General features: G+C 70.2%; 18 protein-coding genes, 2 tRNA genes and 1 pseudogene. 9 read left to right on the forward strand and 12 right to left on the reverse strand.

Features of this window, described 5'->3' with window-relative positions:
• Window positions 1-11: 11 nt before the first annotated feature.
• A complete protein-coding gene (locus ABZ928_RS36685) occupies window positions 12-620 on the reverse strand; it encodes a TetR/AcrR family transcriptional regulator (protein WP_361528454.1) in 609 nt (202 codons plus the stop codon).
• A gap of 182 nt (window positions 621-802) precedes the next feature.
• Here ABZ928_RS36685 and hisN point away from each other — a divergent pair, with 182 nt between their 5' ends.
• The 6 genes and pseudogenes from hisN (at window position 803) to ABZ928_RS36715 (ending at window position 5,647) form a co-directional block, all read left to right on the forward strand.
• Window positions 803-1,603, forward strand: a complete 801-nt coding sequence (gene hisN, locus ABZ928_RS36690) for a histidinol-phosphatase (protein ID WP_361528456.1) — start codon at window positions 803-805, stop codon at window positions 1,601-1,603.
• Window positions 1,604-1,776: 173 nt separating this feature from the next.
• Window positions 1,777-2,169 carry a CBS domain-containing protein gene (locus ABZ928_RS36695; RefSeq protein ID WP_361528458.1) on the forward strand — a complete coding sequence of 131 codons (393 nt, stop codon included), beginning with the start codon at window positions 1,777-1,779 and terminating at the stop codon, window positions 2,167-2,169.
• Window positions 2,170-2,297: 128 nt separating this feature from the next.
• Window positions 2,298-2,714 carry a Fur family transcriptional regulator gene (locus tag ABZ928_RS36700; protein ID WP_361528460.1) on the forward strand — a complete coding sequence of 139 codons (417 nt, stop codon included), beginning with the start codon at window positions 2,298-2,300 and terminating at the stop codon, window positions 2,712-2,714.
• 144 nt (window positions 2,715-2,858) lie between these two features.
• Window positions 2,859-3,660, forward strand: a pseudogene (locus ABZ928_RS36705) (ABC transporter ATP-binding protein).
• Window positions 3,657-4,517 (forward strand): ABC transporter permease, encoded by an 861-nt coding sequence (locus tag ABZ928_RS36710; RefSeq protein ID WP_361528462.1) that lies wholly within the window; start codon window positions 3,657-3,659, stop codon window positions 4,515-4,517. Before ABZ928_RS36705 ends, ABZ928_RS36710 begins: the two are co-directional and overlap by 4 nt.
• Window positions 4,514-5,647 (forward strand): ABC transporter substrate-binding protein, encoded by a 1,134-nt coding sequence (locus ABZ928_RS36715; protein ID WP_361528464.1) that lies wholly within the window; start codon window positions 4,514-4,516, stop codon window positions 5,645-5,647. The genes ABZ928_RS36710 and ABZ928_RS36715 overlap by 4 nt, the downstream gene beginning before the upstream one ends.
• A 60-nt stretch (window positions 5,648-5,707) precedes the next feature.
• Here ABZ928_RS36715 and ABZ928_RS36720 read toward each other — a convergent pair.
• The 4 genes from ABZ928_RS36720 to ABZ928_RS36735 form a co-directional block, all read right to left on the reverse strand.
• A tRNA-Met gene (locus tag ABZ928_RS36720) sits at window positions 5,708-5,781 on the reverse strand.
• A gap of 89 nt (window positions 5,782-5,870) precedes the next feature.
• On the reverse strand, window positions 5,871-7,700 hold the full coding sequence (locus ABZ928_RS36725) for a tetratricopeptide repeat protein (RefSeq protein WP_361528466.1): 1,830 nt from the start codon (window positions 7,698-7,700) through the stop codon (window positions 5,871-5,873).
• A gap of 206 nt (window positions 7,701-7,906) precedes the next feature.
• A tRNA-Met gene (locus tag ABZ928_RS36730) sits at window positions 7,907-7,980 on the reverse strand.
• Between the two features lie 50 nt (window positions 7,981-8,030).
• Complete coding sequence (locus ABZ928_RS36735; protein ID WP_361528531.1) at window positions 8,031-10,985, reverse strand: UPF0182 family protein; 2,955 nt, start codon at window positions 10,983-10,985, stop codon at window positions 8,031-8,033.
• Between the two features lie 163 nt (window positions 10,986-11,148).
• On the opposite strand from ABZ928_RS36735, the gene ABZ928_RS36740 reads away from it, so the two are divergent.
• On the forward strand, window positions 11,149-11,691 hold the full coding sequence (locus tag ABZ928_RS36740; RefSeq protein WP_361528468.1) for a PPA1309 family protein: 543 nt from the start codon (window positions 11,149-11,151) through the stop codon (window positions 11,689-11,691).
• A gap of 71 nt (window positions 11,692-11,762) precedes the next feature.
• Here ABZ928_RS36740 and ABZ928_RS36745 read toward each other — a convergent pair whose 3' ends face one another.
• The 4 genes from ABZ928_RS36745 to ABZ928_RS36760 all read right to left on the reverse strand — a co-directional run bounded on the left by ABZ928_RS36745 (window position 11,763) and on the right by ABZ928_RS36760 (window position 14,943).
• Window positions 11,763-12,860 (reverse strand): PDZ domain-containing protein, encoded by a 1,098-nt coding sequence (locus tag ABZ928_RS36745; protein WP_361528470.1) that lies wholly within the window; start codon window positions 12,858-12,860, stop codon window positions 11,763-11,765.
• A gap of 59 nt (window positions 12,861-12,919) precedes the next feature.
• Window positions 12,920-13,075, reverse strand: a complete 156-nt coding sequence (locus ABZ928_RS36750; RefSeq protein ID WP_361528472.1) for a hypothetical protein — start codon at window positions 13,073-13,075, stop codon at window positions 12,920-12,922.
• Between the two features lie 149 nt (window positions 13,076-13,224).
• Window positions 13,225-13,686 carry a molybdenum cofactor biosynthesis protein MoaE gene (locus ABZ928_RS36755; RefSeq protein ID WP_361528474.1) on the reverse strand — a complete coding sequence of 154 codons (462 nt, stop codon included), beginning with the start codon at window positions 13,684-13,686 and terminating at the stop codon, window positions 13,225-13,227.
• Between the two features lie 93 nt (window positions 13,687-13,779).
• On the reverse strand, window positions 13,780-14,943 hold the full coding sequence (locus ABZ928_RS36760) for an SDR family oxidoreductase (RefSeq protein WP_361528476.1): 1,164 nt from the start codon (window positions 14,941-14,943) through the stop codon (window positions 13,780-13,782).
• 193 nt (window positions 14,944-15,136) lie between these two features.
• Here ABZ928_RS36760 and ABZ928_RS36765 point away from each other — a divergent pair, with 193 nt between their 5' ends.
• Together ABZ928_RS36765 and ABZ928_RS36770 are read left to right on the forward strand one after the other, a co-directional pair.
• Window positions 15,137-16,576 (forward strand): zinc-dependent metalloprotease, encoded by a 1,440-nt coding sequence (locus ABZ928_RS36765; protein ID WP_361528478.1) that lies wholly within the window; start codon window positions 15,137-15,139, stop codon window positions 16,574-16,576.
• Complete coding sequence (locus ABZ928_RS36770) at window positions 16,573-17,094, forward strand: NUDIX hydrolase (RefSeq protein WP_361528480.1); 522 nt, start codon at window positions 16,573-16,575, stop codon at window positions 17,092-17,094. The genes ABZ928_RS36765 and ABZ928_RS36770 overlap by 4 nt, the downstream gene beginning before the upstream one ends.
• Before the next feature lie 63 nt (window positions 17,095-17,157).
• Here the strand turns inward: ABZ928_RS36770 and ABZ928_RS36775 are convergent, their stop codons facing one another.
• From ABZ928_RS36775 to ABZ928_RS36785, 3 genes are read right to left on the reverse strand one after another with little or no spacing between them, the layout of a single operon-like run.
• Window positions 17,158-17,913, reverse strand: coding sequence for an AIM24 family protein (locus ABZ928_RS36775; RefSeq protein WP_361528482.1), 756 nt, complete (start codon window positions 17,911-17,913; stop codon window positions 17,158-17,160).
• Window positions 17,914-17,930: 17 nt separating this feature from the next.
• A complete protein-coding gene (locus ABZ928_RS36780) occupies window positions 17,931-18,611 on the reverse strand; it encodes an AIM24 family protein (RefSeq protein ID WP_361528484.1) in 681 nt (226 codons plus the stop codon).
• Between the two features lie 11 nt (window positions 18,612-18,622).
• Window positions 18,623-20,317: a TerD family protein gene (locus ABZ928_RS36785; RefSeq protein WP_361528486.1), complete on the reverse strand. Its 1,695-nt coding sequence runs from the start codon at window positions 20,315-20,317 to the stop codon at window positions 18,623-18,625.
• Window positions 20,318-20,378 lie beyond the last annotated feature (61 nt).

Here is a 20,378-nt window from a genome sequence, read left to right on the forward strand (position 1 = left end):
GGAGTACGGCCTCAGACCGGCTGCCGGTGCAGCGCGCCCCGTACGAGTTCGGCGACCCCGCCCTCACCCGGCGGGGCCGCCACGCAGGACAGCGCGATGCGGACGGTCAGTTCGCAGGAGCGGGCGAGGTCGGCGAGGTCCGACTTGTTGTGCGCGCCGGGTCCGGAGAGCACCGCCACGGCACGGTCGCGGACCAGGGCCACGAAGTCGCCGGGCGAGGGCAGCGGGCCGTCCGCCCGGCGCTGTGCCGGTACCGCCGAGGAGGACGGGACCGCGGACAGCGTCGGGGAGGGCAGCCGCTCGCTCCAGCAGCCGGTGAGCATGGCCCGTACCAGCGCGTTGTCCTTGGCGGTGGCGGCGGTCCACTCGGCGGTCGCGGTCAGCCGCTCGCGCGCGTCGCTGTGCGTGGCGAGAGCGCGCTCGACGCCGGCGAGATAGCCGTCGGCCTCCCTTCTCACCAGCGCGCGGGCCAGCCCTTCCTTGCTCCCGAACTCGTTGTACAGCGTCTGCCGGGACACCCCCGCGGCCGCGGCGACGTCCACCATCCGCACCGCGGACCACGGCCGACGCGCCAGCGCCGTGTACGCGGCGTCCAGCAGGGATTCCCTCGCTGCAGGCATCGTCGCCTCCTAGGGAACGAGCGGGTCTGCGCCCCAGATTTGACGCGCGTGAAGGCACTGTCAAGGGTTCGCGAAGGCATCCGGGGGCGCCCTTGATCCACCGCACGCCGTCCGGCCCGGGGGCCGTCCGCGCCTTGGTCCCGTGTAGCCCCGCACCGACAACCACAGATAGCGTTCGCCACATGGCCGACTACCTCGACGACCTCCGCTTCGCCCATGTCCTCGCGGACGCGGCCGACGCCACCACCATGGACCGCTTCAAGGCCCTTGACCTCAAGGTCGAGACGAAGCCCGACATGACCCCGGTGAGCGAGGCGGACAAGGCGGCGGAGGAACTGATCCGTACCCAGCTCCAGCGCGCCCGCCCGCGCGACGCGGTCCTCGGCGAGGAGTACGGCCTCCAGGGCACCGGCCCGCGCCGCTGGGTGGTCGACCCGATCGACGGCACCAAGAACTACGTCCGGGGCGTGCCCGTCTGGGCCACCCTGATCTCCCTGATGGAGGCGTCGGAGGGCGGCTACCAGCCCGTCGTCGGGGTCGTCTCCGCCCCGGCGCTCGGCCGCCGCTGGTGGGCCGCGAAGGGCCACGGCGCCTTCTCGGGCCGCAGCCTCTCCTCGGCCTCCCGTCTGCACGTCTCCCGTGTCTCGAAGCTGCCGGACGCCTCCTTCGCGTACTCCTCGCTGAGCGGCTGGGAGGAGCAGGGCCGCCTGGGCGGCTTCCTTGACCTGACCCGCGAGGTGTGGCGCACGCGCGCGTACGGCGACTTCTGGCCCTACATGATGGTCGCCGAGGGCTCGATCGACTTCTGCGCCGAGCCCGAGCTCTCCCTGTGGGACATGGCCGCCAACGCGATCATCGTCACGGAGGCGGGCGGCACCTTCACCGGCCTCGACGGCCGCCCGGGCCCGCACAGCGGCAACGCGGCCGCGTCGAACGGCCTGCTCCACGACGAACTGCTGGGATATCTCAACCAGCGCTACTAGTCGTTGCCGGTCCTCAGGCAGACGCACAGGTGAGCGCGTACGCCCTCAATCGTCCGCACGCGCCCCCTTGTTGACCCTCGCTTTACCTGCGACTCTGAGAGGACCCTCATTTGTGAACTTGTGAATCCCTGAACAATCAGAAGGGGATTCCTGTTGGAGGTGACTCCGCACCCATGCTCGTCCGCGACGCCATGAGCACGGTGGTCCTCACCATCGGCCCCGACCACACCCTCCGCCAGGCCGCAGCCCTCATGTCCGCCCGCCGCGTCGGCGCGGCCGTGATCCTCGATCCCGACGCCGGCGGCATCGGGATCCTGACCGAACGCGACGTCCTCAACTCCGTGGGGCTCGGCCAGAGCCCGGACACGGAACGCGTCCACAACCACACCACCACGGACGTCGTCTTCGCCGCCCCGTCCTGGACCCTGGAGGAGGCGGCCCGGGCCATGGCCCACGGCGGCTTCCGGCACCTCATCGTCCTGGACCAGGACGAGCCCGTCGGGATCGTCTCGGTCCGCGACATCATCCGCTGCTGGGCCCCGGCCCGACAGCACGTCTCCGTCTGAGCGCGGCAAGGGGGGGTGGGCCGGGCGATCCGGCCCACCCCTTAACTCTGGACATTGTCCAACTCAAGGTGCACTCTAAATTCACACCTGTTCGGAGCCTGGTCCCCCTTGCTGTTAAGGTGACCCCTATGAGTGACCTTCTGGAACGACTGCGCGGACGCGGATGGCGAATGACCGCGCAGCGGCGCGTCGTGGCCGAGGTCCTCGACGGCGATCACGTCCACCTGACGGCCGACGAGGTCCATGCGCGGGCCGTCGCCAAGCTGCCCGAGATCTCCCGGGCCACCGTCTACAACACCCTGGGCGAGCTGGTCTCCCTCGGCGAGGTGCTGGAAGTCGCCACCGACAAGCGCGCCAAGCGGTACGACCCCAACGCGCACCGTCCGCACCACCACCTGGTCTGCGCCCAGTGCGGCGCGATCCGCGACGTCCACCCGAGCGGCAACCCGCTGGCCGACCTCCCCGACTCGGAGCGCTTCGGCTTCAAGGTCTCGGACGTCGAGGTGACCTACCGCGGCATCTGCCCGAACTGCGCGGCGGCGTAAGCGCCGTCTCCCGAGCCCCGGCCGCCTCCAGGCGCCGGGGCTTTGTGCTGCCTACAGGCTTCCCGGAACTGACGGCCCGTCATACGATCAACGGCACCCACCAGTCCGTACCGCACTCCGTTCCGCACTCCGCGAGGAGACCCCGTGGGAGAGCCGTATCCGAAACTCAGCGCACATGACCTGACCCGCACCTTCGGCCGGGGCCCGGGCGCGGTGGCCGCCCTGGGCCCGCTCGACCTCTCCGTCGCCACCGGCGAGTTCGTCTGTGTCGTCGGCCCCTCGGGCTGCGGCAAGTCCACGCTGCTGCGCATCGCGGCGGGCCTGCTGCGCCCGAGCACGGGCCGCCTGGAGATCCGCACCTCAAGTCCCCGGCCGGCGGCCATGATCTTCCAGGACTACGGCATCTACGACTGGAAGACGGTCCGCGCCAACGTCCGCTTCGGCCTCGACATCCAGCGCGTCCCCCGCCGCGAGGCCAACGCCCGCGCCGACGCCTGGCTGGCCCGCATGGGCCTGTCGGACTTCGCGGACGCCTACCCGGCGACCCTGTCCGGCGGCATGCGCCAACGCGTGGCGATCGCAAGGGCGTTGGCGGTCAAGCCCGAACTCCTCCTCATGGACGAGCCTCCCCCACTGCCCTGAACGGGCGTGGGAGGTGCCCCCAGCGGCCCTGGACGCCCAACTCCGCATGATCCTCCAGGAGGAGCTCCTGCACCTCACCCAGACCACCCCCACCACCACCCTCTTCATCACCCACAGCCTGGAGGAGGCGATCGTCCTCGGCGACCGCGTCCTGGTGATGTCCGCCCGCCCGGGCCGCGTCATCGCCGAGCGCCACCCGCCCTTCGCCCGCCCCCGCTCCGGCGACATCCGCTCGGCACCCGAGTTCACCGATCTGCGGACCGAGCTGTGGGACCTGCTGCGCAAGGAGGCGGTACCGGCATGACGACGACGACTCCCGCACCGGAATCCGTCCTGATCCGCGCTCCCGGCCCGCACGAACTCCACCCCGTACGCACCCACAGGCGCCGCCGCGCACTGGAACTGTCCCTCGCGGTGGCGGTCCCCCTCCTCCTGGTCCTCCTGTGGCAACTCGCCGCCACCCAGGCCTGGATCGACGCCCGCGTGTATCCGGCCCCGTCCACGATCTTCGCGGACGGCTGGGACCGGGCGGCGGCGGGCGACCTGTGGCCGGACGTGTGGGCCACCCTGAAACGCGTCCTCGCGGGCTACGCGGTGGGCACGGCCGCGGGGTACGCCCTGGGCCTCCTGATGGGCTCCCTGTCCTGGGTACGGGCGGCTCTGGAACCCCTCCTCGACGCCCTGTACGTCGTCCCGAAGCTGGCCCTGCTCCCGATCTTCCTGAACATGTTCGGCCTCGGCGAGGGCCCGCAGGTGGCCCTGGTGGCGGCCACGGTCTTCTTCTTCGTCTGGATCTCCACCATGTCCGCGGTCATGTCCATCCCCTCCGGCCACCGCGACGCCGGCCAGGTCTTCGGCGCCTCACCGTGGCAGATGTTCCGCCACGTCCTGCTCCCGGCGTCACTGCCGTCGGTCCTGGTGGGCGCCCGCATAGCGGCGGGCGTGGCCGTACTGGTGATCGTCGCCTCGGAACAGATCGCCGCGCCGAACGGCCTCGGCCACCTGATCTTCGACTCGCGCGCGCTGTTCCAGAACGACGTGATGTTCGTGGGCATCGTGTGTGTGGCGGTGTTGGGAGTGGTCTTCTCCGAACTGGTGCGCGTGGTGGGCCGTCTGCTCACCCCGTGGGCACCGAGGGACCGTGGACGGGGGCAGTCATGAGGGGACGTACCTGGGTGGTGTCCGTGGCCGTGGCGCTGCTCGCATCGGCGGCGTGCTCATCACCGTACGAGGACAACAAGCCGCAAGCGGGCGTCGGCAATCGCACGATCAGCCCGGTGGAGGGCTGTGGCGACACGTCCTGGACGGACCCCGCCGACCTCTCCTCCGACCGCCACCCGGCCCGCTGCCAGGCCGGCGCCCCGGCCCCGCAGCCGCTCGCCGAGCCGAAGAAGCTGACGATCGCGACGGGAACGCTGAGCGCGGAGTACGTGGCACCGCTGCAAGTGGCCTTGGACAAGGGTGAGTTCAAGAGGGAGGGCCTGGATGTCACGCTGAAGGTGTTGCCGACGCCGGACGCGTTGCCGTTGCTCGCCAAGGGCGACCTGGACGCGATCTGGGCGGCCCCTGAAGCGGCGGTGATGAACGGCATCCGCGGCGGCTTCGACATCAAGTGGGTCGCGGGCAACTTCTCACCGGGCACCGGCTCCAAGAGCGGCCTCTGGGTGCGCCTGAAGGACGGCGAGAGCGCGAACCACGTCGAGATGTCCGGCCGCAAACTCGGCACGATGATCGGCAAGGGCTCGGTCATCGCCTACCCCATGGAGAAGGCCCTCCGGAAACACGGCGGCGGCCTCGACAAGATCCAGTACCAGCAGCTCGGCTCGGCGGACGTCCTCACCGCCCTGGAGAACGGCGGCGTCGACTCGGCATGGCTCCTCGACCCGGTCTGGCGCAAGATCGACGGCCGCGGGGGCTACGCCTTCCTCGGCGGCCAGCCCCCGGGCGAGCCGCTCGGCGGCATGCTGTACGGCACCTCGCTGCTGCGGGAGGACGTGGACGCAGGGGTGGCTCTGCTCCGGGCCTACATCCGCACGGTCAACTCGTACTTCGCGACGGACTACAAGAAGGACGAGGCGTTCGTCACGTACCTGGCGAAACTCCTGAAGACCGACCAACAGATCCTCCGGTCGACCCCGTCCCTCCACATGGACTGGGAGATCCGCAAGGGCACGACGGACCGCTTGCAGTCGGCGTACACCGAGCAGGGCGTGACGGAGGGAGACGCCCTGCCGGAGTCACAGACGGTGAACCGCACCCTGTACGAGGAGGCGGTGGGCCACAGGCCCTAGACATCAGTGGAGAAACACCGAGGGCCGGAACCCTTTCGGATTCCGGCCCTCGGCCTTCAGTAGCGGGGACAGGATTTGAACCTGCGACCTCTGGGTTATGAGCCCAGCGAGCTACCGAGCTGCTCCACCCCGCGTCGGTGAAATGAACACTACGTCAACGGGAACGACAGAAGCAAATCAGTTACCCAGCCCCACCGGGCCCCGGCCCCCACCGCGCGCACCCTCACGCCGACAGTTCCTCCCGCAACGCGTCCCGCAACCGAGCAGCCCGCTCAGACACCTCCGCCGGTCCCAGGGAAACGGCCCGATCCGCCCACCGCTTCCCCTCCGCCAGCTCCCCCCGACGCGCGTAGACCAGGGCCAGCCGCAACGCCGCCCGCCCATGCCCCGCGTCAGCCGCCCGCGTCCACCACACCGCCGCCTCGGGCTCACTCCCCTCCCGGGCCAGCAGCAGCCCGAGATTGAACGCCCCGTTCCGGGACCCCGCCTCGGCGGCCTCCCGGTACCACCGAGCCGCCTCCACCACGTCCCCCCGAGCCGCGGCGAGCATCCCGACCCGCACCTGAGCCCGCCGGTGCCCTTGCGTGGCCGCCCGCTCGTACCACTCCTCGCACTCGCTCTTGGCGGAGTGCAGGGACTCCCCCAGCTCATGCGCGGGCGCGGGCGGACGCCGCGCGTCCAGCACGGTGGCCAGCCGGTACGCCGCCTCCGCGCTCCCACCCCCCGCGGCACACCGCAGATGCCGCTCGGCGGCGGCCTCGTCCCCGTCCCGCAGCAGCGCGATACCCACCTGGAGCGCGGCCTCCGTATGCCCGGCGGCAGCCGCCCGCTCGTACCACCGCAGCGCGACGACAGCCCCCTCCTCGGTCCCCCGCCCGGCGAAGAGGATCCCGAGGTTGAACGCGGCGTCGACGCTCCCCGCCTCGGCCGCCTTGGAGAACCACGGCTCGGCCCCGGCGGTGTCCCCGCCCTGGAGCAGCAGGATCGCCAGCGCGTTCGCCGCCTCCCGGTGCCCGGCGTACGCGGCCCGCCGGTACCACTGCTCGGCCTGCGCGGTCCGCCCCTGCTCGGCGCAGAGCAGCCCGAGGTTGTAGGCGCCGTTGACGTCACCGGCGTCCATGGCGGCCCGGTACCACCGCTCGGCGGTCTGGGTCTCGCCGCGCTCGGCGTGCAGCGCGCCCAGCGCGTTCGCGGCGTTGCCGTCGCCGTCCTGGGCGGCCCGCAGCCACCACACGGCGGCGCTGTCGGTGTCCCCCGCGTCCCGCAGCAGGAACCCGAGCGCGCAGGCGGCCCGCGCCTCGCCGTCCTTGGCGGAGGTCAGGTACCAGCGCCCGGCCTCCTTGAGGTCACCGCGCTTCTCCAGGATCGCGCCGAGGTACAGCGCGGCCCGCTGGTGTCCGCGCGCGGCGGCCTGCCGGTACCACTGCTCGGCCTCGGCGGCCTGGGAGACACCGTTGTCAGCCCCGTCGTCGCCCTCGGGCGACACCTCGCGGTCAAGAGCGCGCGCCAGCCGGTACGCCGCCTCGCGGTGTCCCCGCTCGGCCGCGGCCCGCATCCACTGCCGGGCTCCGGCGTCGCCGCGGTGCTCCAGCAGATCGGCGAGGGCGTACGCGCCGAGGGCGTGCCCCTGTTCGGCGGACTGGCGCAGCCAGTACTCGGCGGCGGGTTCGTCGCCCTTCTCGCGGTGATGCCGGCCCAGCGCGTGCGCGGCGGCGGCGGACCCGGCGACGGCGGCGATCCGCCACCAGCCGGCGGCCTCGTCGGCGTAGCCGCGCTGATGCAGGAGGACACCCAGGTTGTTGGCGGCGGCACGGTCGCCCTCGGCGGTGGCGGCACGCAACTGGGGCTCGGCTCCGTCGAGATCACCACGGCGCAGCAGCATGGCCCCGAGGACACTCATCGCCTCGACGTCACCGGCCTCGGCGGCCAGCCGCTGGCGCAGTTCCTCGGCAGCCTCTTCGGCCACGTCGCCGGACTCGGTCTCGCCCGGTCCGACGGGCTGCACAAATCGCCCTGTCTCGAACAGAGTTGCCTTGTCCCCCATAACGTCCATCGTCGCACCACCTGCAACCTGGGTACACCTGGTATACCGCAGCCATTGAGGTCACTTCAGCGTTTTGTCGACATGCCCACAGAGAGACAAGTCAAACACAGTTCCCCCAACTCCCCACAGCGGCACGTCCATCACTTCGTGCGGTACATGCGTTCGCACATCACGAAGGCCCGGATCCTTGATCAGGATCCGGGCCTTCGTTTCAGTAGCGGGGACAGGATTTGAACCTGCGACCTCTGGGTTATGAGCCCAGCGAGCTACCGAGCTGCTCCACCCCGCGCCGTTGTGTTGAAACCGTACCACGGCGCGGGGAGGGGCGATGACCAGCGATCAGCCGCTGGGACTGCTGCTCGGGCTGCTGCTGGGACTGCCGCTCGGACTCGGGCTCGCGCTGGGCCCCGTACTGGGCTTCGCGCTGGTCTTGTCCTCCTTGGCCTGCGCGTCCTCGGCCCGCTGGAGGGCCTCCTCCAGGTCCTTCTGCGCCACGCCGTACGCCTCCCAGTCGCCCTTCTTCAGGGCTTCCTGGCCGGCTTCGAAGGCCTTCTGGGCGTCGTTCAACGCCTCTTGGACCGTGGGGTTGCCGGAGGTCGGTGGTGGATTCGTGGTGTCCCCGCCGTCGTCCTCCGGTGGTGTGGTGGTGCCCTCCGCCCCGAACACCTTGTTCAGCGCCTCGTCGAGGGTGTCCTCGAAGGCGGTGTTGCCTCCGTAGGTCACCAACACCTTGCGCAGCAGCGGGTACTTGAGTCCGCCGCCGCGTACGTAGACCGGCTCCACGTACAGCAGTCCGCCGTCGAGCGGCACCGTCAGCAGGTTGCCGTACTCGACCTTGGAATCACCTCTGTTGAGGAGGCTGATGGTCTCGGCGATGTCCTGTTCGGAGTTGAACTGGCTCTGTACCTGTTTAGGGCCTTGGACGCTGGTGTTCGTCGGCAGTTTCAGGATTCTGATCTTGCCGTAGTCGCTGGTGCCCGCCTCGGCGTCGACCGACATGAACGCGCTGAGCTGGTCCCGGCCGTTGGGCGTGAACGTCGTGGTGAGCGAGAACGCCTGTGCCTTCTGGTCGGGCATCTTCATGCTCAGGTAGTACGGCGGCACCGCGTCACCCGACGTGTTGGTCGGGTCGTCCGGCACCTGCCACACCTCGGAGCCGCTGAGGAACGTCGTCGCGTCCTTCACGTGGTACCGGCTGAGCAGCTCGCGCTGGACCTTGAACAGGTCCTGCGGGTAGCGGAGATGGGCCATGAGCGAGTCCGAGATCTCGGTCTTCGCCTTCACCGTGCCCGGGAACGCCTTCATCCAGGTCTTCAGGACCGGGTCCTCGGTGTCCCACTGGTACAGCTTGACCTGGCCGGTGTACGCGTCGACGGTCGCCTTCACCGAGTTGCGGATGTAGTTGACCTGGTTCTGCTGGGCCACCACCGCGCGCGAGTTGTTCGTCGCGGTCAGCGAGTCGGCCGTGGTGTCACCGAGGGTCGTACGGGACGAGTACGGATAGCCGTTCGTCGTCGTGTACGCGTCGACGATCCACTGGATCTTCCCGTCCACGACCGCCGGATAGGCGTCGCCGTCGATGGTCAGCCAGGGCGCGACCGCCTCGACGCGCTCCTTGGGCGTGCGGTTGTACAGGATCCGCGAACCCTCGCCGATCGCCCCGGAGTAGAGGATCTGCGGCTCGCTGAACGCCACCGCGTACGCGGCCCGGTTGATCGGGTTGGAGAGGTTGACCCCGCTCTTGCCGGTGTAGCTGAAGGTCTTCTCGCCGCTGTCGTCGGAGTAGTCGATCTCCTTCTGGGGACCGCCGACGATCGAGTACTCGGTCGTCTTCTCGCCGTAGTAGACCCGCTGCTGGTACATCCCGAGGTCGCCCTGCGAGGGCAGGTCGGACTCGGTGAAGACCGGGCGGCCCTCGGAGTCGGCGGCGGTGCCCTTGGCGGCGACCACGCCGTAGCCGTGGGTGTAGCGGAAGTGGTCGTTGATCCAGTTGTTCTTCGGAATGCCGGCGAGGTTCAGCTCGCGCAGACCGATGACCGTGTCCTGGTCCTTGCCGTCCTTGGTGTAGCGGTCGACGTCCAGGTTGGTCGGGAAAGCGTAGTAGTTACGCATCTGCTGGAGCTGCTGGAACGTCGGCGAGACGATGTTCGGGTCCACCACCCGGATGCTGGCCGTGGTGTCGACGTCGTCGCGCAGCTTGGTCTTGTCCGTGGTCGTGGACGTGCCCGCGTACTCCGTGACGTTGGCGTCGTCGATGCCGTACGCCTCACGCGTCGCCTTGAGGTTCTTCTCGACGTACGGCGCTTCCTTGGCCTGCTCGTTCGGCTGGACCTGGAACTTCTGCACGATCGCCGGGTAGAGACCGCCGATGAGGATCGCCGACAGGACCATCAGGCCGAAGCCGATGACGGGCAGCTGCCAGGTGCGCCGCCACAAGGTGGCGAAGAACAGCACGGCGCAGATGACGGCGATGCAGAACAGGATCGTCTTGGCCGGCAGATAGGCGTTGGCGTCGACGTACCTGAGGCCGGTCCAGTTGTCGGTCGCCTTGAAGTCGCTGGACTTGACCGCGAGGCCGTACCGGTCGAGCCAGTAGGCCACCGCCTTCAGCGTGACGAAGATACCGAGCAGCACCGACAGATGGCCGGTGGCCGCGGCCGTGGCCCGCGCGCCCGGGCTGGTGATGCGCAGCCCGCCGTACAGGTAGTGGGTGAGCGCGGCGGCGATCACGGACAGGATCGCGGCGGCGAAGCCGAAGCCGAGCAGGAACCGGTACCAGGGCAGGTCGAAGGTGTAGAAGGAGATGTCGAGCTTGAACTGCGGGTCCTTCTCACCGAAGGACACGCCGTTGACCCACATCAGCCAGGTACGCCACTGGCTCGACGCCGAGGCCCCGGCGATCAGACCGACCAGCGAGGTGATCCCGAGCAGCAGCCACTTCTTGTAGGGCGCGATGCCCATGCGGTAGCGGTCGAGGTTCTGCTGCTCCATGGACATGGCGCTCAGCGGCGGGCGCAGCCGGTGGGCCAGCCAGATGTTGAAGCCGACCGCCAGTGCCATCAGCAGACCGAAGACGAAGAACAGTCCGATCTTGGTCCACAGGGTCGTCGTGAACACGGACGAGTAGTTCACCGACCGGTACCAGAGCCAGTCCGTCCAGAACCCGGCGAACATGGTGAACGCCATGCCCAGTACGGCAAGGACGCCCAACGTCATGAGCAGGGTCCGGACACGCCGGGACGGGCGGCCCACTCTCATCCGCGGCCCCGTGGGGCCTCCGCCGCGGTCCGGCATCTGGAAAGCCAAGGTGCGCACCTCGAATGTCGCTGTTGGTCCGTCAGACCCGCGTCCCCGCGGGCCGTCCGTGGGCCACGTGATCGTAGGCCCTCACCTATGCAACTTACTCACGCTTTACTCGGTTCCCGATTCCGGCCATGAACGAGGCAGGATTGTGACCATGTCCAACACTCCCATGGCAGCGAGCCCCCTGACCCGGGCCGTACTCGAGATCGACGAGTACGTCTCCGGCCTCGGCTGGGACCAGCCCGCTCGCCTTTTCGCCCTCGTAGACACCGCGCGACTGCGAGCCCAGGAACCTGCCCTCGCGGCCCAGCTCGGCCTGGAGGACGAGCAGGAGTCCTCCGGCCTGACCCCCATCGAGCAGGAGGAGATCCCGGCGGGCAAGCCGCTCGACGAGTTCCTCGGCACCATCGCCTGGCCCGACGCGGTGGTCGGCTGCGCGCTCACGGTCGAGCGCCTCATGCTCCCCCCGTCCGCCGAGGCACAGGTCCCGGAGGGCCTGAGCGACAAGAAGCTCACCCAATGGGTCGCCCAGCACCCCGACCGCCAGGAGGTCCGCATGACCGTCGCGGTCCACCGCGACGGCACCCGCGACTCGGCCCTCCGCCTGCGCGAGAAGGACTCCCCCACGGAGGTCCTCACCGGCGGCGCCCTGGTCCCGGGCCTGGCGGAGGCACTGGCGGCGACGTTCGAGGACTGAGTTCTTCCGGTACGACGACGGGGGCGCCCTTGGTTCTGAGGGCGTCCCCGTTCACGTACGCGCGCGTGCTGTCAGCCCTTGGTGGTGCACTTGGGCAGGTCGGCGGTGTCGCCGGAGCGGATGTCCTTCAGGGCGCCGAGGGCGTCCTCGATGGTGTTCACCTTGACGAGCGTGAGCCCGCTGGGGACGTCCTGGGCGGCCGCCGAGCAGTTGTCGGCCGGGGTCAGGAAGTACTGGGCGCCCTTGTCGCGGGCGCCGACGGTCTTCATCTCGATGCCGCCGATGGGGCCGACCTTGCCGTCGTCGTCGATGGTGCCGGTGCCGGCCACGAACTTGCCGCCGGTGAGGCTGCCCGGGGTGAGCTTGTCGTAGATCCCGAGCGAGAACATGAGACCGGCGCTCGGCCCCCCGACATCGGCGAGCTTGATGTCGATGGTGAACGGGAAGGTGTGGTCGGTCCCGGCGGAGATGCCGACTATGGCGCGCTTCTCGCCCTCGTCGTCGGACTCCTTGGTGGTGACGGTGACGTCCTCGGTCGCGGTGGCCGTCTTGTTCGCCTTCTCCGCGGCCGCCTGCTCCTTGGCGGGCACGATCGTGAAGGTGACCTTCTCGCCGGGCTTGTGCTTGGTGACGAGTTCGGCGACGTCGTCAGGCTCCTTGACGGCGGTCCCGTCGACGGCCTTGATGACGTCACCCGCGTGCAGCACGCCCTCCGACGGGGAGTCCTTGACGACCGTCGAGACGATCACGAAGGACTTCACCGGGATGTCCAGCTCCTTCAGGGCGGCGACCTTGGCGCTCTCCTGGGACTGGCTGAACTCCTCGGCGTTCTCCTGGGTGGACTGCTCCTCGGTCTTGCCGTCCGGGTAGAGCGTGTCGTGCGGCACGACCTTGTTGTCGTGCGCAAGCCACCCGTAGACGGCTTCGACAAGATTCATCTTGTAGTCGGCGCTGGTGACCCGGACGGTGGTCATGTTCAGGTGTCCGCTGGTCGCGTAGGTCTTCCGCCCGGAGATCTGCAGCACCGGCTCGCCGTCGTGCTCGCCGAGCGTGTTCACCGTCGGCCCCGGGGACATCTCCGAGTACGGCACGGGGATGAAGACTCCCGCGCACAGGAGCGCGATCAGCATCAGGGTGGAGGCGAGCATCGTCGCGGTGCGGCGTGGCATGGCACGACAGTACGGGACGCCCCTGTCAGCGTCCCGTCAGGGCCACCTCAGGGGTGGGGTCAGGGCTGCTTCTCCATGGCCTCGCGAAAGCGGGCGTACCCGTTCAGCTCGGGCCCGTCGCTCCGCACCCGCCGGGTCCGGTTGGCCCAGCTTCCCCACAGACCGGCACCGATCGCAGCCACAAGCGGAATCAGCAACCAGGCGAGCGCCGCCATGCCGACCTCCCAACCCCAGATGAGCGACCGCAACTGACTGATCAGCAGATTAACCATCCGCACTGACAACGCTCATGCCAGGGGTGCGGTTACGCAACCGGAGAAAGGGTTCGGCAGGGGGCTGGGGGTCGGTCAGAGGGGCTGAGGTGTCAGCAGGCGCCGACCCATTCCTCGGTGCCGTCGGAGAACGTCTGGTGCTTCCAGATCGGCACCTCGTGCTTGAGGTCGTCGATCAGCTTCCGGCAGGCCTCGAAGGCCTCACCCCGGTGCGGACAGGAGACCGCGACGACGACGGCGAGGTCCCCGACGGCCAGGTCCCCGATCCGGTGCACCGCCGCCAGGGCCCGCACCGGATACTCCGCGACGACCTTCTCCGCGATCCGCCGCATCTCGGCCTCGGCGCTGGGGTGGCACGAGTACCCGAGCTGATCGACGTCCGCTCCCCCGTCGTGATTGCGCACGGTCCCCACGAACAGCGCGGTGCCCCCGGCCGCGTCGTCCCCGACGGCCTTGAAGACCTCGTCCAGGGAGAGCGGGGTCTCGCGGATGGCGATGAGCTTGATCGGCTCGTCGGCGGCCTGCTCACCGGGGTGGTCGTAGGTGGTTCCCATGGCCCCATCGTGCCTCACGGGCAGGAACAGGGGGAATAGCGCTATCGCCCGGCACGCGCGTGTGCGGCTTTGGAGCCTTCTACAGGGCCGCCCTCAGATCCGCCGCCGCGCCTTGCGAGCCCGCCGCACCACGGCCGCCGCGCCCAGCAGCGCCACCGTCGCTCCCGCCGCACCCGCCGCCGTCGCGTCCTTCCGCCCGAGCCGCCGCCCGGCGACCGTGTGCCGCCCGGAGACCTCCTCCAGCAGCTCCGCGAGCACTTCCTCGTTGGTCCACTGCGGCCGCCACCCGGCGTCGTGCAGCCGGCTCCCGCTCACCACCCACGGGTACATCGTGTACGCGAGGTCGCCCGCCGGAGACGGCGTGAGCCCGATCCGGTGCAGCCGGGCGGCCGCCCCCAGGGCGACGGCCGACGGCAGCTCCATCCGCCGGATCCCGCTGAGCTCCTCGACCTCCTCCTGCTCCAGCCACCCGTCGCACCCGACGGCGAGTTCCCCCTCGACCTTCTCCAGGACTGCGTACTCCAGAGCGCTGCACAGATCCTCGACATGGCAGAACTGCCAGGCGGGCCGCGACCCGGCCACGACCAGCAGCCGGGGCGACTCGAAGTACCTGGTCAGAGCGGTGTCCGTGCCTCCCACCAGCACGGCGGGCCGCACGACGGTGACATTGAGTCCCGGATGTGCCCGCGGCGCCCGCCGCGCGAGCCGCTCGATCTCCAGCAGATCCCCGACCCCGGTGGCCTCGGCCGTCGCCCGGAGCTCAGCGTCCTCGGACAGCGGCAGCTCGTTGTCGTCGAGGGCCCCGTAGACCATGGCGGAGGTGCACAGCACGACCCGGTGCACCCCGGCCGCGGCGGCGGCGGTCAGCACGGTCTGCGTTCCCCGCACGTTGTACGCCGTACGGGCGGCCGCGTCCGTCTCCAGATCGAGGTCGAGCGCCAGATGCACCACCACGTCCGCGCCCCGCAGCTTCTCCGCGATGGCCGGATCCCGCACATCGAGGATGTGCCACTGCGCCGCCGCGCACTCGCCCCGCCGCTCGTCGATGGCGATGACCTGCTTGATCTCCTCCGACGCGGCCAGCCGCTCGGTGAGGAGCGCGCCGACACCGGCCGCCGCACCGGTCACGGCGACGACGGGCCCGCGCAGGCCAGTCGATCTGCCGGCGCGAAGCGCCGTCGTTGAGGGGCGGTGGTCGGGTGACGGGTGGGCTGACTGGTTTCGCGCTGCGCGAACCTGTGGATCAGGGGAACTCACCGGGCGTCTCCAGCGGTTGTCTTCAGTACGGGCGCGAGTGACGCGTACGTACCAGGTGGCATCCATCCTGCCGCAGGCCGAGAGTCGGCGAAGCACCGAGGCCCGATCCGCCCACGGTGTCTACGCTGGGTGGTGTTATCGGGCAGTCGCGCCGTCGGAGAGAAACCGGCGGCCTTACCAGCCGAGGAATCCCGTGAGTGACACCCCATTCGGATTCGGCCTTCCGCCGGAGGAGCCGGACGACGGCGACGAGGGCAAGAAGAAGGACCAGCAGAGCGGTGGTGGTCAGGGCCCGGCCAACCCGTTCGGTTTCGGCGGGCTGCCCGGAGCCGGTGGCTTCGGTGCTCCCGGCGCCGACAACCCGTTCGCTGCCATGTTCGGTTCCCTGAACCCCACCGACCTGGGCGCCGCGTTCCAGCAGCTGGGCCAGATGCTCTCGTACGAGGGCGGCCCGGTGAACTGGGACATGGCCAAGCAGATCGCCCGCCAGACGGTCTCCCAGGGCACCGCCGACGGCACCAAGGACGCGAGCGTCGGCCCCGCCGAGCGCACCGCGGTCGAGGAGGCCGTCCGCCTGGCCGACCTGTGGCTCGACGACGCGACGTCCCTGCCGTCCGGCGCGGGCTCCGCCGTGGCGTGGTCCCGCGCGGAGTGGGTCGAGGCGACCCTGCCCGCGTGGAAGGAGCTCGTCGACCCGGTCGCGGAGCGCGTGGGCAACGCGATGGGCGATGTCCTGCCGGAGGAGATGCAGGCCATGGCCGGCCCGCTCATCGGCATGATGCGCTCCATGGGCGGCGCGATGTTCGGCACCCAGATCGGGCAGGCCGTCGGCGTGCTCGCGGGCGAGGTCGTCGGCTCGACCGACGTCGGCCTGCCGCTGGGCCCGGCCGGCAAGGCCGCGCTGCTGCCGATCAACATCGAGGTCTTCGGCAAGGACCTGGGCGTGCCGCAGGAGGAGGTGCGGCTGTATCTCGCCCTGCGCGAGGCCGCCCACCAGCGCCTCTTCGCGCATGTGCCGTGGCTGCGCTCGCACCTGTTCGGCGCGGTCGAGGGCTACGCGCGCGGGATCAAGGTCGACACCGCCAAGCTGGAGGACGTGGTCGGCCAGTTCGACCCGCAGAACCCCGAGCAGCTCCAGGACGCGCTCCAGCAGGGCATGTTCCAGCCGGAGGACACCCCGGAGCAGAAGGCGGCCCTGGCCCGTCTGGAGACGGCTCTGGCGCTTGTGGAGGGCTGGGTGGACGCGGTGGTCCACGCGGCCGCGAAGCCCCGTCTGTCGTCCGCGGACGCGCTGCGCGAGACCCTGCGCCGCCGCCGCGCCTCTGGCGGCCCGGCCGAGCAGACCTTCGCCACGCTGATCGGCCTGGAGCTCCGTCCCCGCCGCCTGCGCGACGCCTCCCGCCTGTGGGCCTCGCTCACGGACGCGCGCGGTGTCGACGGCCGCGACGGCCTGTGGGCCCACCCGGACATGCTGCCGACCGCGTCCGACCTGGACGACCCGGACGGCTTCGTCCACCGCGAGCAGCTGGACTTCTCCGAGCTGGACAAGATGCTCGGCGAGGCGGCGGGCGGCTCCGACGGGAAGCCGAACCTGAAGAAGGACGAGGACGAAAAGGGCGACGACACCGAGTGAGCCTGCACGACGACGCGGTCCTCGTCCTGAAGGGGTACGAGGGCCAGGAAGAGCTGCGCCAGACGTATCTCGACCACTTGGCGACCCACCCGGACGGCATGTGGAAGGCCTGCGGCGACGGGCACATCACGGCGAGCGCGCTGGTGATCGACCCGTCCCGCGGTCGGGTGCTGCTGACCCTCCACAAGAAGCTGCGGATGTGGCTCCAGATGGGCGGTCACTGCGAGCCCGGCGACGCCACGGTGGCGGCCGCGGCGCTGCGCGAGGCGACCGAGGAGTCCGGCATCGAGGGCCTGACCCTGCTCACCGGCGGCCCGGTCCGGCTCGACCGGCACGCCATCCCGGCGCCCTGCCACTGGCATCTGGACGTCCAGTACGCGGTCGTGGCCCCGCCGGGCGCGGTGCAGACGATCAGCGACGAGTCCCTGGACCTGCGCTGGTTCGCCTACGACGAGGTGGCGGACGTGGCGGACGAGTCGGTCGTACGACTGCTGGAAGCGACGCGCGCGCGGCTGTGACCTCGGGACATGTGTAAGGGGCGACCACCATGAGTGGTCGCCCCTTACACATGTCAGGTACGGCTAACTCCAGACGTTGCCCTGGTTCTGGCCTCGGGCCCCGTGCTGGCCCATCCCGTACTGCGCGGCCAGGCCCGAGCCGATCTGCGCGTTCTGCGGCGGCAGCAGCTCGCTGGGCTGGACGATGGCGTAACCGCTGCCCATGAAGCTGAGCTCCCAGCCCTCACCGGTGTTGCCGCGGCGCCGGAACACTCCGGAGGAATGCGTCTGGGCCTGCATCTGGACGCGCAGCGAGGTCGACCAGGCGACGATCGCGTCGGCGTCGCAGTTGACGTACTTGTCGGGAGTGACCTGCATCATCAGCGGGGCGCCGGAGGTCATGAGGGCGACCTTGCCGCGGCCGGTGATGTTGAGCTGGTACTTCCCGGAGCCGGAGATGCCGTAGAGGCTGTCGACGGCGATGACCTCATGGTGCAGCGAGGAGTCCATGGCGAGGACGTAGGAGCTGTCGACCGTGAGACCGTCCTGGTCCACGTCCACCAGGTGCACATGCTGCTTGAGGTTGGCGAGGTAGACCGTGCCCTGCCCGTGGCAGCGCATGAGGTCCAGGCCCTCGCCGGTGTGCGCACGCGCGCGTCCCTGCTGGTTGGACTGGTACTCGGCGTCGAACTCCATCAGGCCCTGGTAGGCGACCATCGTGCCCTTGCGGGCGAGGATGTCGTCGTGGCCCTCCAGGGTGACGCGGAGCATCTGCTTGTTCTGCAGCGCCCAGCGTTCCTGGGTCTGCTGGTCGTTGTAGGCGAAAAGCGGACTCTGCATGACGTTCTGGCTCCCCCTCAGCCCCGGAACCGGAGGCGGTCGGTGCTGTCCTCGCTGGGCTGGACGACGACGATGCCCTGGCCCGAGAAGGCCATCTGGTAGGCCTCACCGCTGCCGCGGCCGATGAGCGACTGCGCCTTGAAGCTGCGCTTGCCCTTCACCTTGAGGTTCGGGGACCAGGCGACGAGCGCGTCGGGGTCGACGTACGTCTCGTCCTCGCCGCCGCCGCAGTCGACGACGATCGGCTTGCCCCGGGAGGTCAGCGCGACCCAGCCCTGCCCGGAGATCTTGGTGTTCCACAGGCCCTGTCCGGCGAACTTCGCCAGGCCCTTGACGCGCTCGACACCCCAGGTGAGGTGCGCGTCGAAGGCGAGCAGGTTGGTGGCGTTGACGGAGATGCCGTCGCCGTTGAGGTTGATGACGACGACATTGGCGCCGTAGTCGGCGAGGTAGAGCAGTCCGTCGCCGGAGCACTTCATCAGGGGCGCGCCCTCGCCGGTCATCCAGTCCTTGGCGATCTGGCGCACGGCCGGCGGGTTGGGCTCGTACTGGACGAAGCCTTCGTAGGCGACCATCGAGCCCACGCGCGCGAAGAGGTCGTGCCCGGTCTGCATGGCGATCTTCGCCATGTGGTTGCCGTGGGTCTCCATGCGGGCGGTGACGGGTGCGGGAGCGAAGCCCGCGAGCGGCTGGTTCATGACGGACTCCCTCAGATCTCGTACGGCTGGACGACGACGAAGTTGCCGGGCGCGGCCCGGAACTGGAGGTTGACGCTCTCGCCGGTGTCACCGGGGTAGGCGTTGCGCCGCATCCTGACCTGGCTGGAGACGACGACCTGGGCGGCGGAGGACCAGGCGACCACGGCGTTGGCGTCGGCGAACGTCGTGGGCGTGACCGGCAGCACCACGGGCGTGCCGTGCGTCTTGAGGACGATCGTGCCGGTGCCCTGGAACAGCATCGTGAAGAGCGCGCCGCCGGGGATGCCGTGGCCCTCGATCCGGCGGACCTCGTGCTGGAGGCTCTCGTCGAAGGCGAGGACGTTCTCGGCGGAGACGCAGATGCCGTCGCCCTGGAGTTCGATGGGGTGCAGCATCGTCGAGTTGTCGGCGAGGAAGACCTGGCCCTGGCCGGTGCAGCGCATCAGCTGCATCTCCTGGCCGGTCGCGTTGCCGACGACCCGGCCGGCGAACCCGGCGCCCTTGTAGCTGAAGTCGACCTTGCCCTGGTAGAGCACCATGCTGCCCTGGCGGGCGAGGACGGGCTGGCCGCCGATGCCGAGGTCGACGCGGACGAGCTTCTTGTTCTGCTGCGTCCAGCGCTGACCGGTGGGCGTCTCCTTGAACTGCGCGAGGGCTCCGGCGACACCGGCGGCCTGGGGCGCGCCCTGCGGCATGCCCTGGGGTGCGCCGTAGGGGGCCTGCTGGCCGGGGACCTGGCCGTAGCCGGGAGGCGCGGTCGGCTGACCGTAGCCCGGGGGCGGGCCGGGCTGGCCGTAGCCGGGCGGCGGGCCGGGGGGCTGAGGGGCCTGCGGGGCCTGGGGGTGGGCGCCGTAGCCGGGGGGCAGCGGGGCGGTCTGGCCGGGGGCCTGGCCGTACTGGGGCTGCTGGGGCGGCTGGCCGTAGGGCGCGGGCGCCGGGGCCGGCGGCGGGACCGGGGCGCCGCCGGGCGGGGTCATGGGCGCGACGATGGTGGGCTGGGCGTGCACGTTCGGCACGGGGGCCGGTGCGGGCGCCGGAGGCGGGGGCGCGAAGGCCTGCGGTGCCGGGGCGGGCGCGGGCGCGGGCGCCGGTGCGGCCGCGGGGGCGCCGAACGCGGGCGGCGCGAAGCTCGGGGCCGCGCTCGCCTGCGGCTGCTGCGGGTCCGCGGGGGCCTCCTCCTCGGCGACCTCGCCGCCGAAGTTCTTCAGCAGTGCGTCGAGACCGCCGTCGAAGCCCTGTCCGACCGCGGCGAACCGCCACACGTCCTTGAGGTAGAAGTCGCCCAGCATCACCGCGCGTTCGGTGGTGAACTCCGAGCCGTTGAAGGCGTAGCGGGCCACCTCTTCGCCGCCGGCCACGATCCGGATGTACCCGGGGGCGACCTGCGACATCTGGCCGGCGCCGTCGATCGTCGCCGTGAACGACAGCTTCTGGATCTGCGCCGGGACCCGGTCGAGGGTGACCCGGAAGGACTCCGTGTCGCCCGCCTGGGCGCCCAGGAGCTGAATGGACTCCTCGGGGGACTTCGGCTGGTTGAAGAAGACGAAGTACCGGTCGTCCGAGAGCCGTTCCTCGGCGTCGAGACCGAAGCAGCTGATGTCGAAGCTCAGTCCGGGGCCGGTGATCTGTACACCTACGTACAGATCGGTGCCCGCGGTGAGGTCACTGACCTTGGCCTTGTGGCCGCGTTGGAATTCCCTGGCCATGCGTAACGACCGTCCCCCATCCAAGTGCGAGTGCGTCGCGCCAGGCTAACGGCAAACTCGG

The sequence above is a fragment of the Streptomyces sp. NPDC046909 genome (genome assembly GCF_040644695.1).
In the GTDB taxonomy this organism is placed as follows: domain Bacteria; phylum Actinomycetota; class Actinomycetes; order Streptomycetales; family Streptomycetaceae; genus Streptomyces.

What these genes read in the sequence shown, in the direction of transcription:
- ABZ928_RS36685 (WP_361528454.1), bottom strand. Translation starts at nt 620, where the DNA reads ATGCCTGCAGCGAGGGAATCCCTGCTGGACGCCGCGTACACGGCGCTG.
- hisN (WP_361528456.1), top strand. Translation starts at nt 803, where the DNA reads ATGGCCGACTACCTCGACGACCTCCGCTTCGCCCATGTCCTCGCGGAC.
- ABZ928_RS36695 (WP_361528458.1), top strand. Translation starts at nt 1,777, where the DNA reads ATGCTCGTCCGCGACGCCATGAGCACGGTGGTCCTCACCATCGGCCCC.
- ABZ928_RS36700 (WP_361528460.1), top strand. Translation starts at nt 2,298, where the DNA reads ATGAGTGACCTTCTGGAACGACTGCGCGGACGCGGATGGCGAATGACC.
- ABZ928_RS36710 (WP_361528462.1), top strand. Translation starts at nt 3,657, where the DNA reads ATGACGACGACGACTCCCGCACCGGAATCCGTCCTGATCCGCGCTCCC.
- ABZ928_RS36715 (WP_361528464.1), top strand. Translation starts at nt 4,514, where the DNA reads ATGAGGGGACGTACCTGGGTGGTGTCCGTGGCCGTGGCGCTGCTCGCA.
- ABZ928_RS36725 (WP_361528466.1), bottom strand. Translation starts at nt 7,700, where the DNA reads ATGGACGTTATGGGGGACAAGGCAACTCTGTTCGAGACAGGGCGATTT.
- ABZ928_RS36735 (WP_361528531.1), bottom strand. Translation starts at nt 10,985, where the DNA reads ATGCCGGACCGCGGCGGAGGCCCCACGGGGCCGCGGATGAGAGTGGGC.
- ABZ928_RS36740 (WP_361528468.1), top strand. Translation starts at nt 11,149, where the DNA reads ATGTCCAACACTCCCATGGCAGCGAGCCCCCTGACCCGGGCCGTACTC.
- ABZ928_RS36745 (WP_361528470.1), bottom strand. Translation starts at nt 12,860, where the DNA reads ATGCCACGCCGCACCGCGACGATGCTCGCCTCCACCCTGATGCTGATC.
- ABZ928_RS36750 (WP_361528472.1), bottom strand. Translation starts at nt 13,075, where the DNA reads ATGGCGGCGCTCGCCTGGTTGCTGATTCCGCTTGTGGCTGCGATCGGT.
- ABZ928_RS36755 (WP_361528474.1), bottom strand. Translation starts at nt 13,686, where the DNA reads ATGGGAACCACCTACGACCACCCCGGTGAGCAGGCCGCCGACGAGCCG.
- ABZ928_RS36775 (WP_361528482.1), bottom strand. Translation starts at nt 17,913, where the DNA reads ATGCAGAGTCCGCTTTTCGCCTACAACGACCAGCAGACCCAGGAACGC.
- ABZ928_RS36780 (WP_361528484.1), bottom strand. Translation starts at nt 18,611, where the DNA reads ATGAACCAGCCGCTCGCGGGCTTCGCTCCCGCACCCGTCACCGCCCGC.
- ABZ928_RS36785 (WP_361528486.1), bottom strand. Translation starts at nt 20,317, where the DNA reads ATGGCCAGGGAATTCCAACGCGGCCACAAGGCCAAGGTCAGTGACCTC.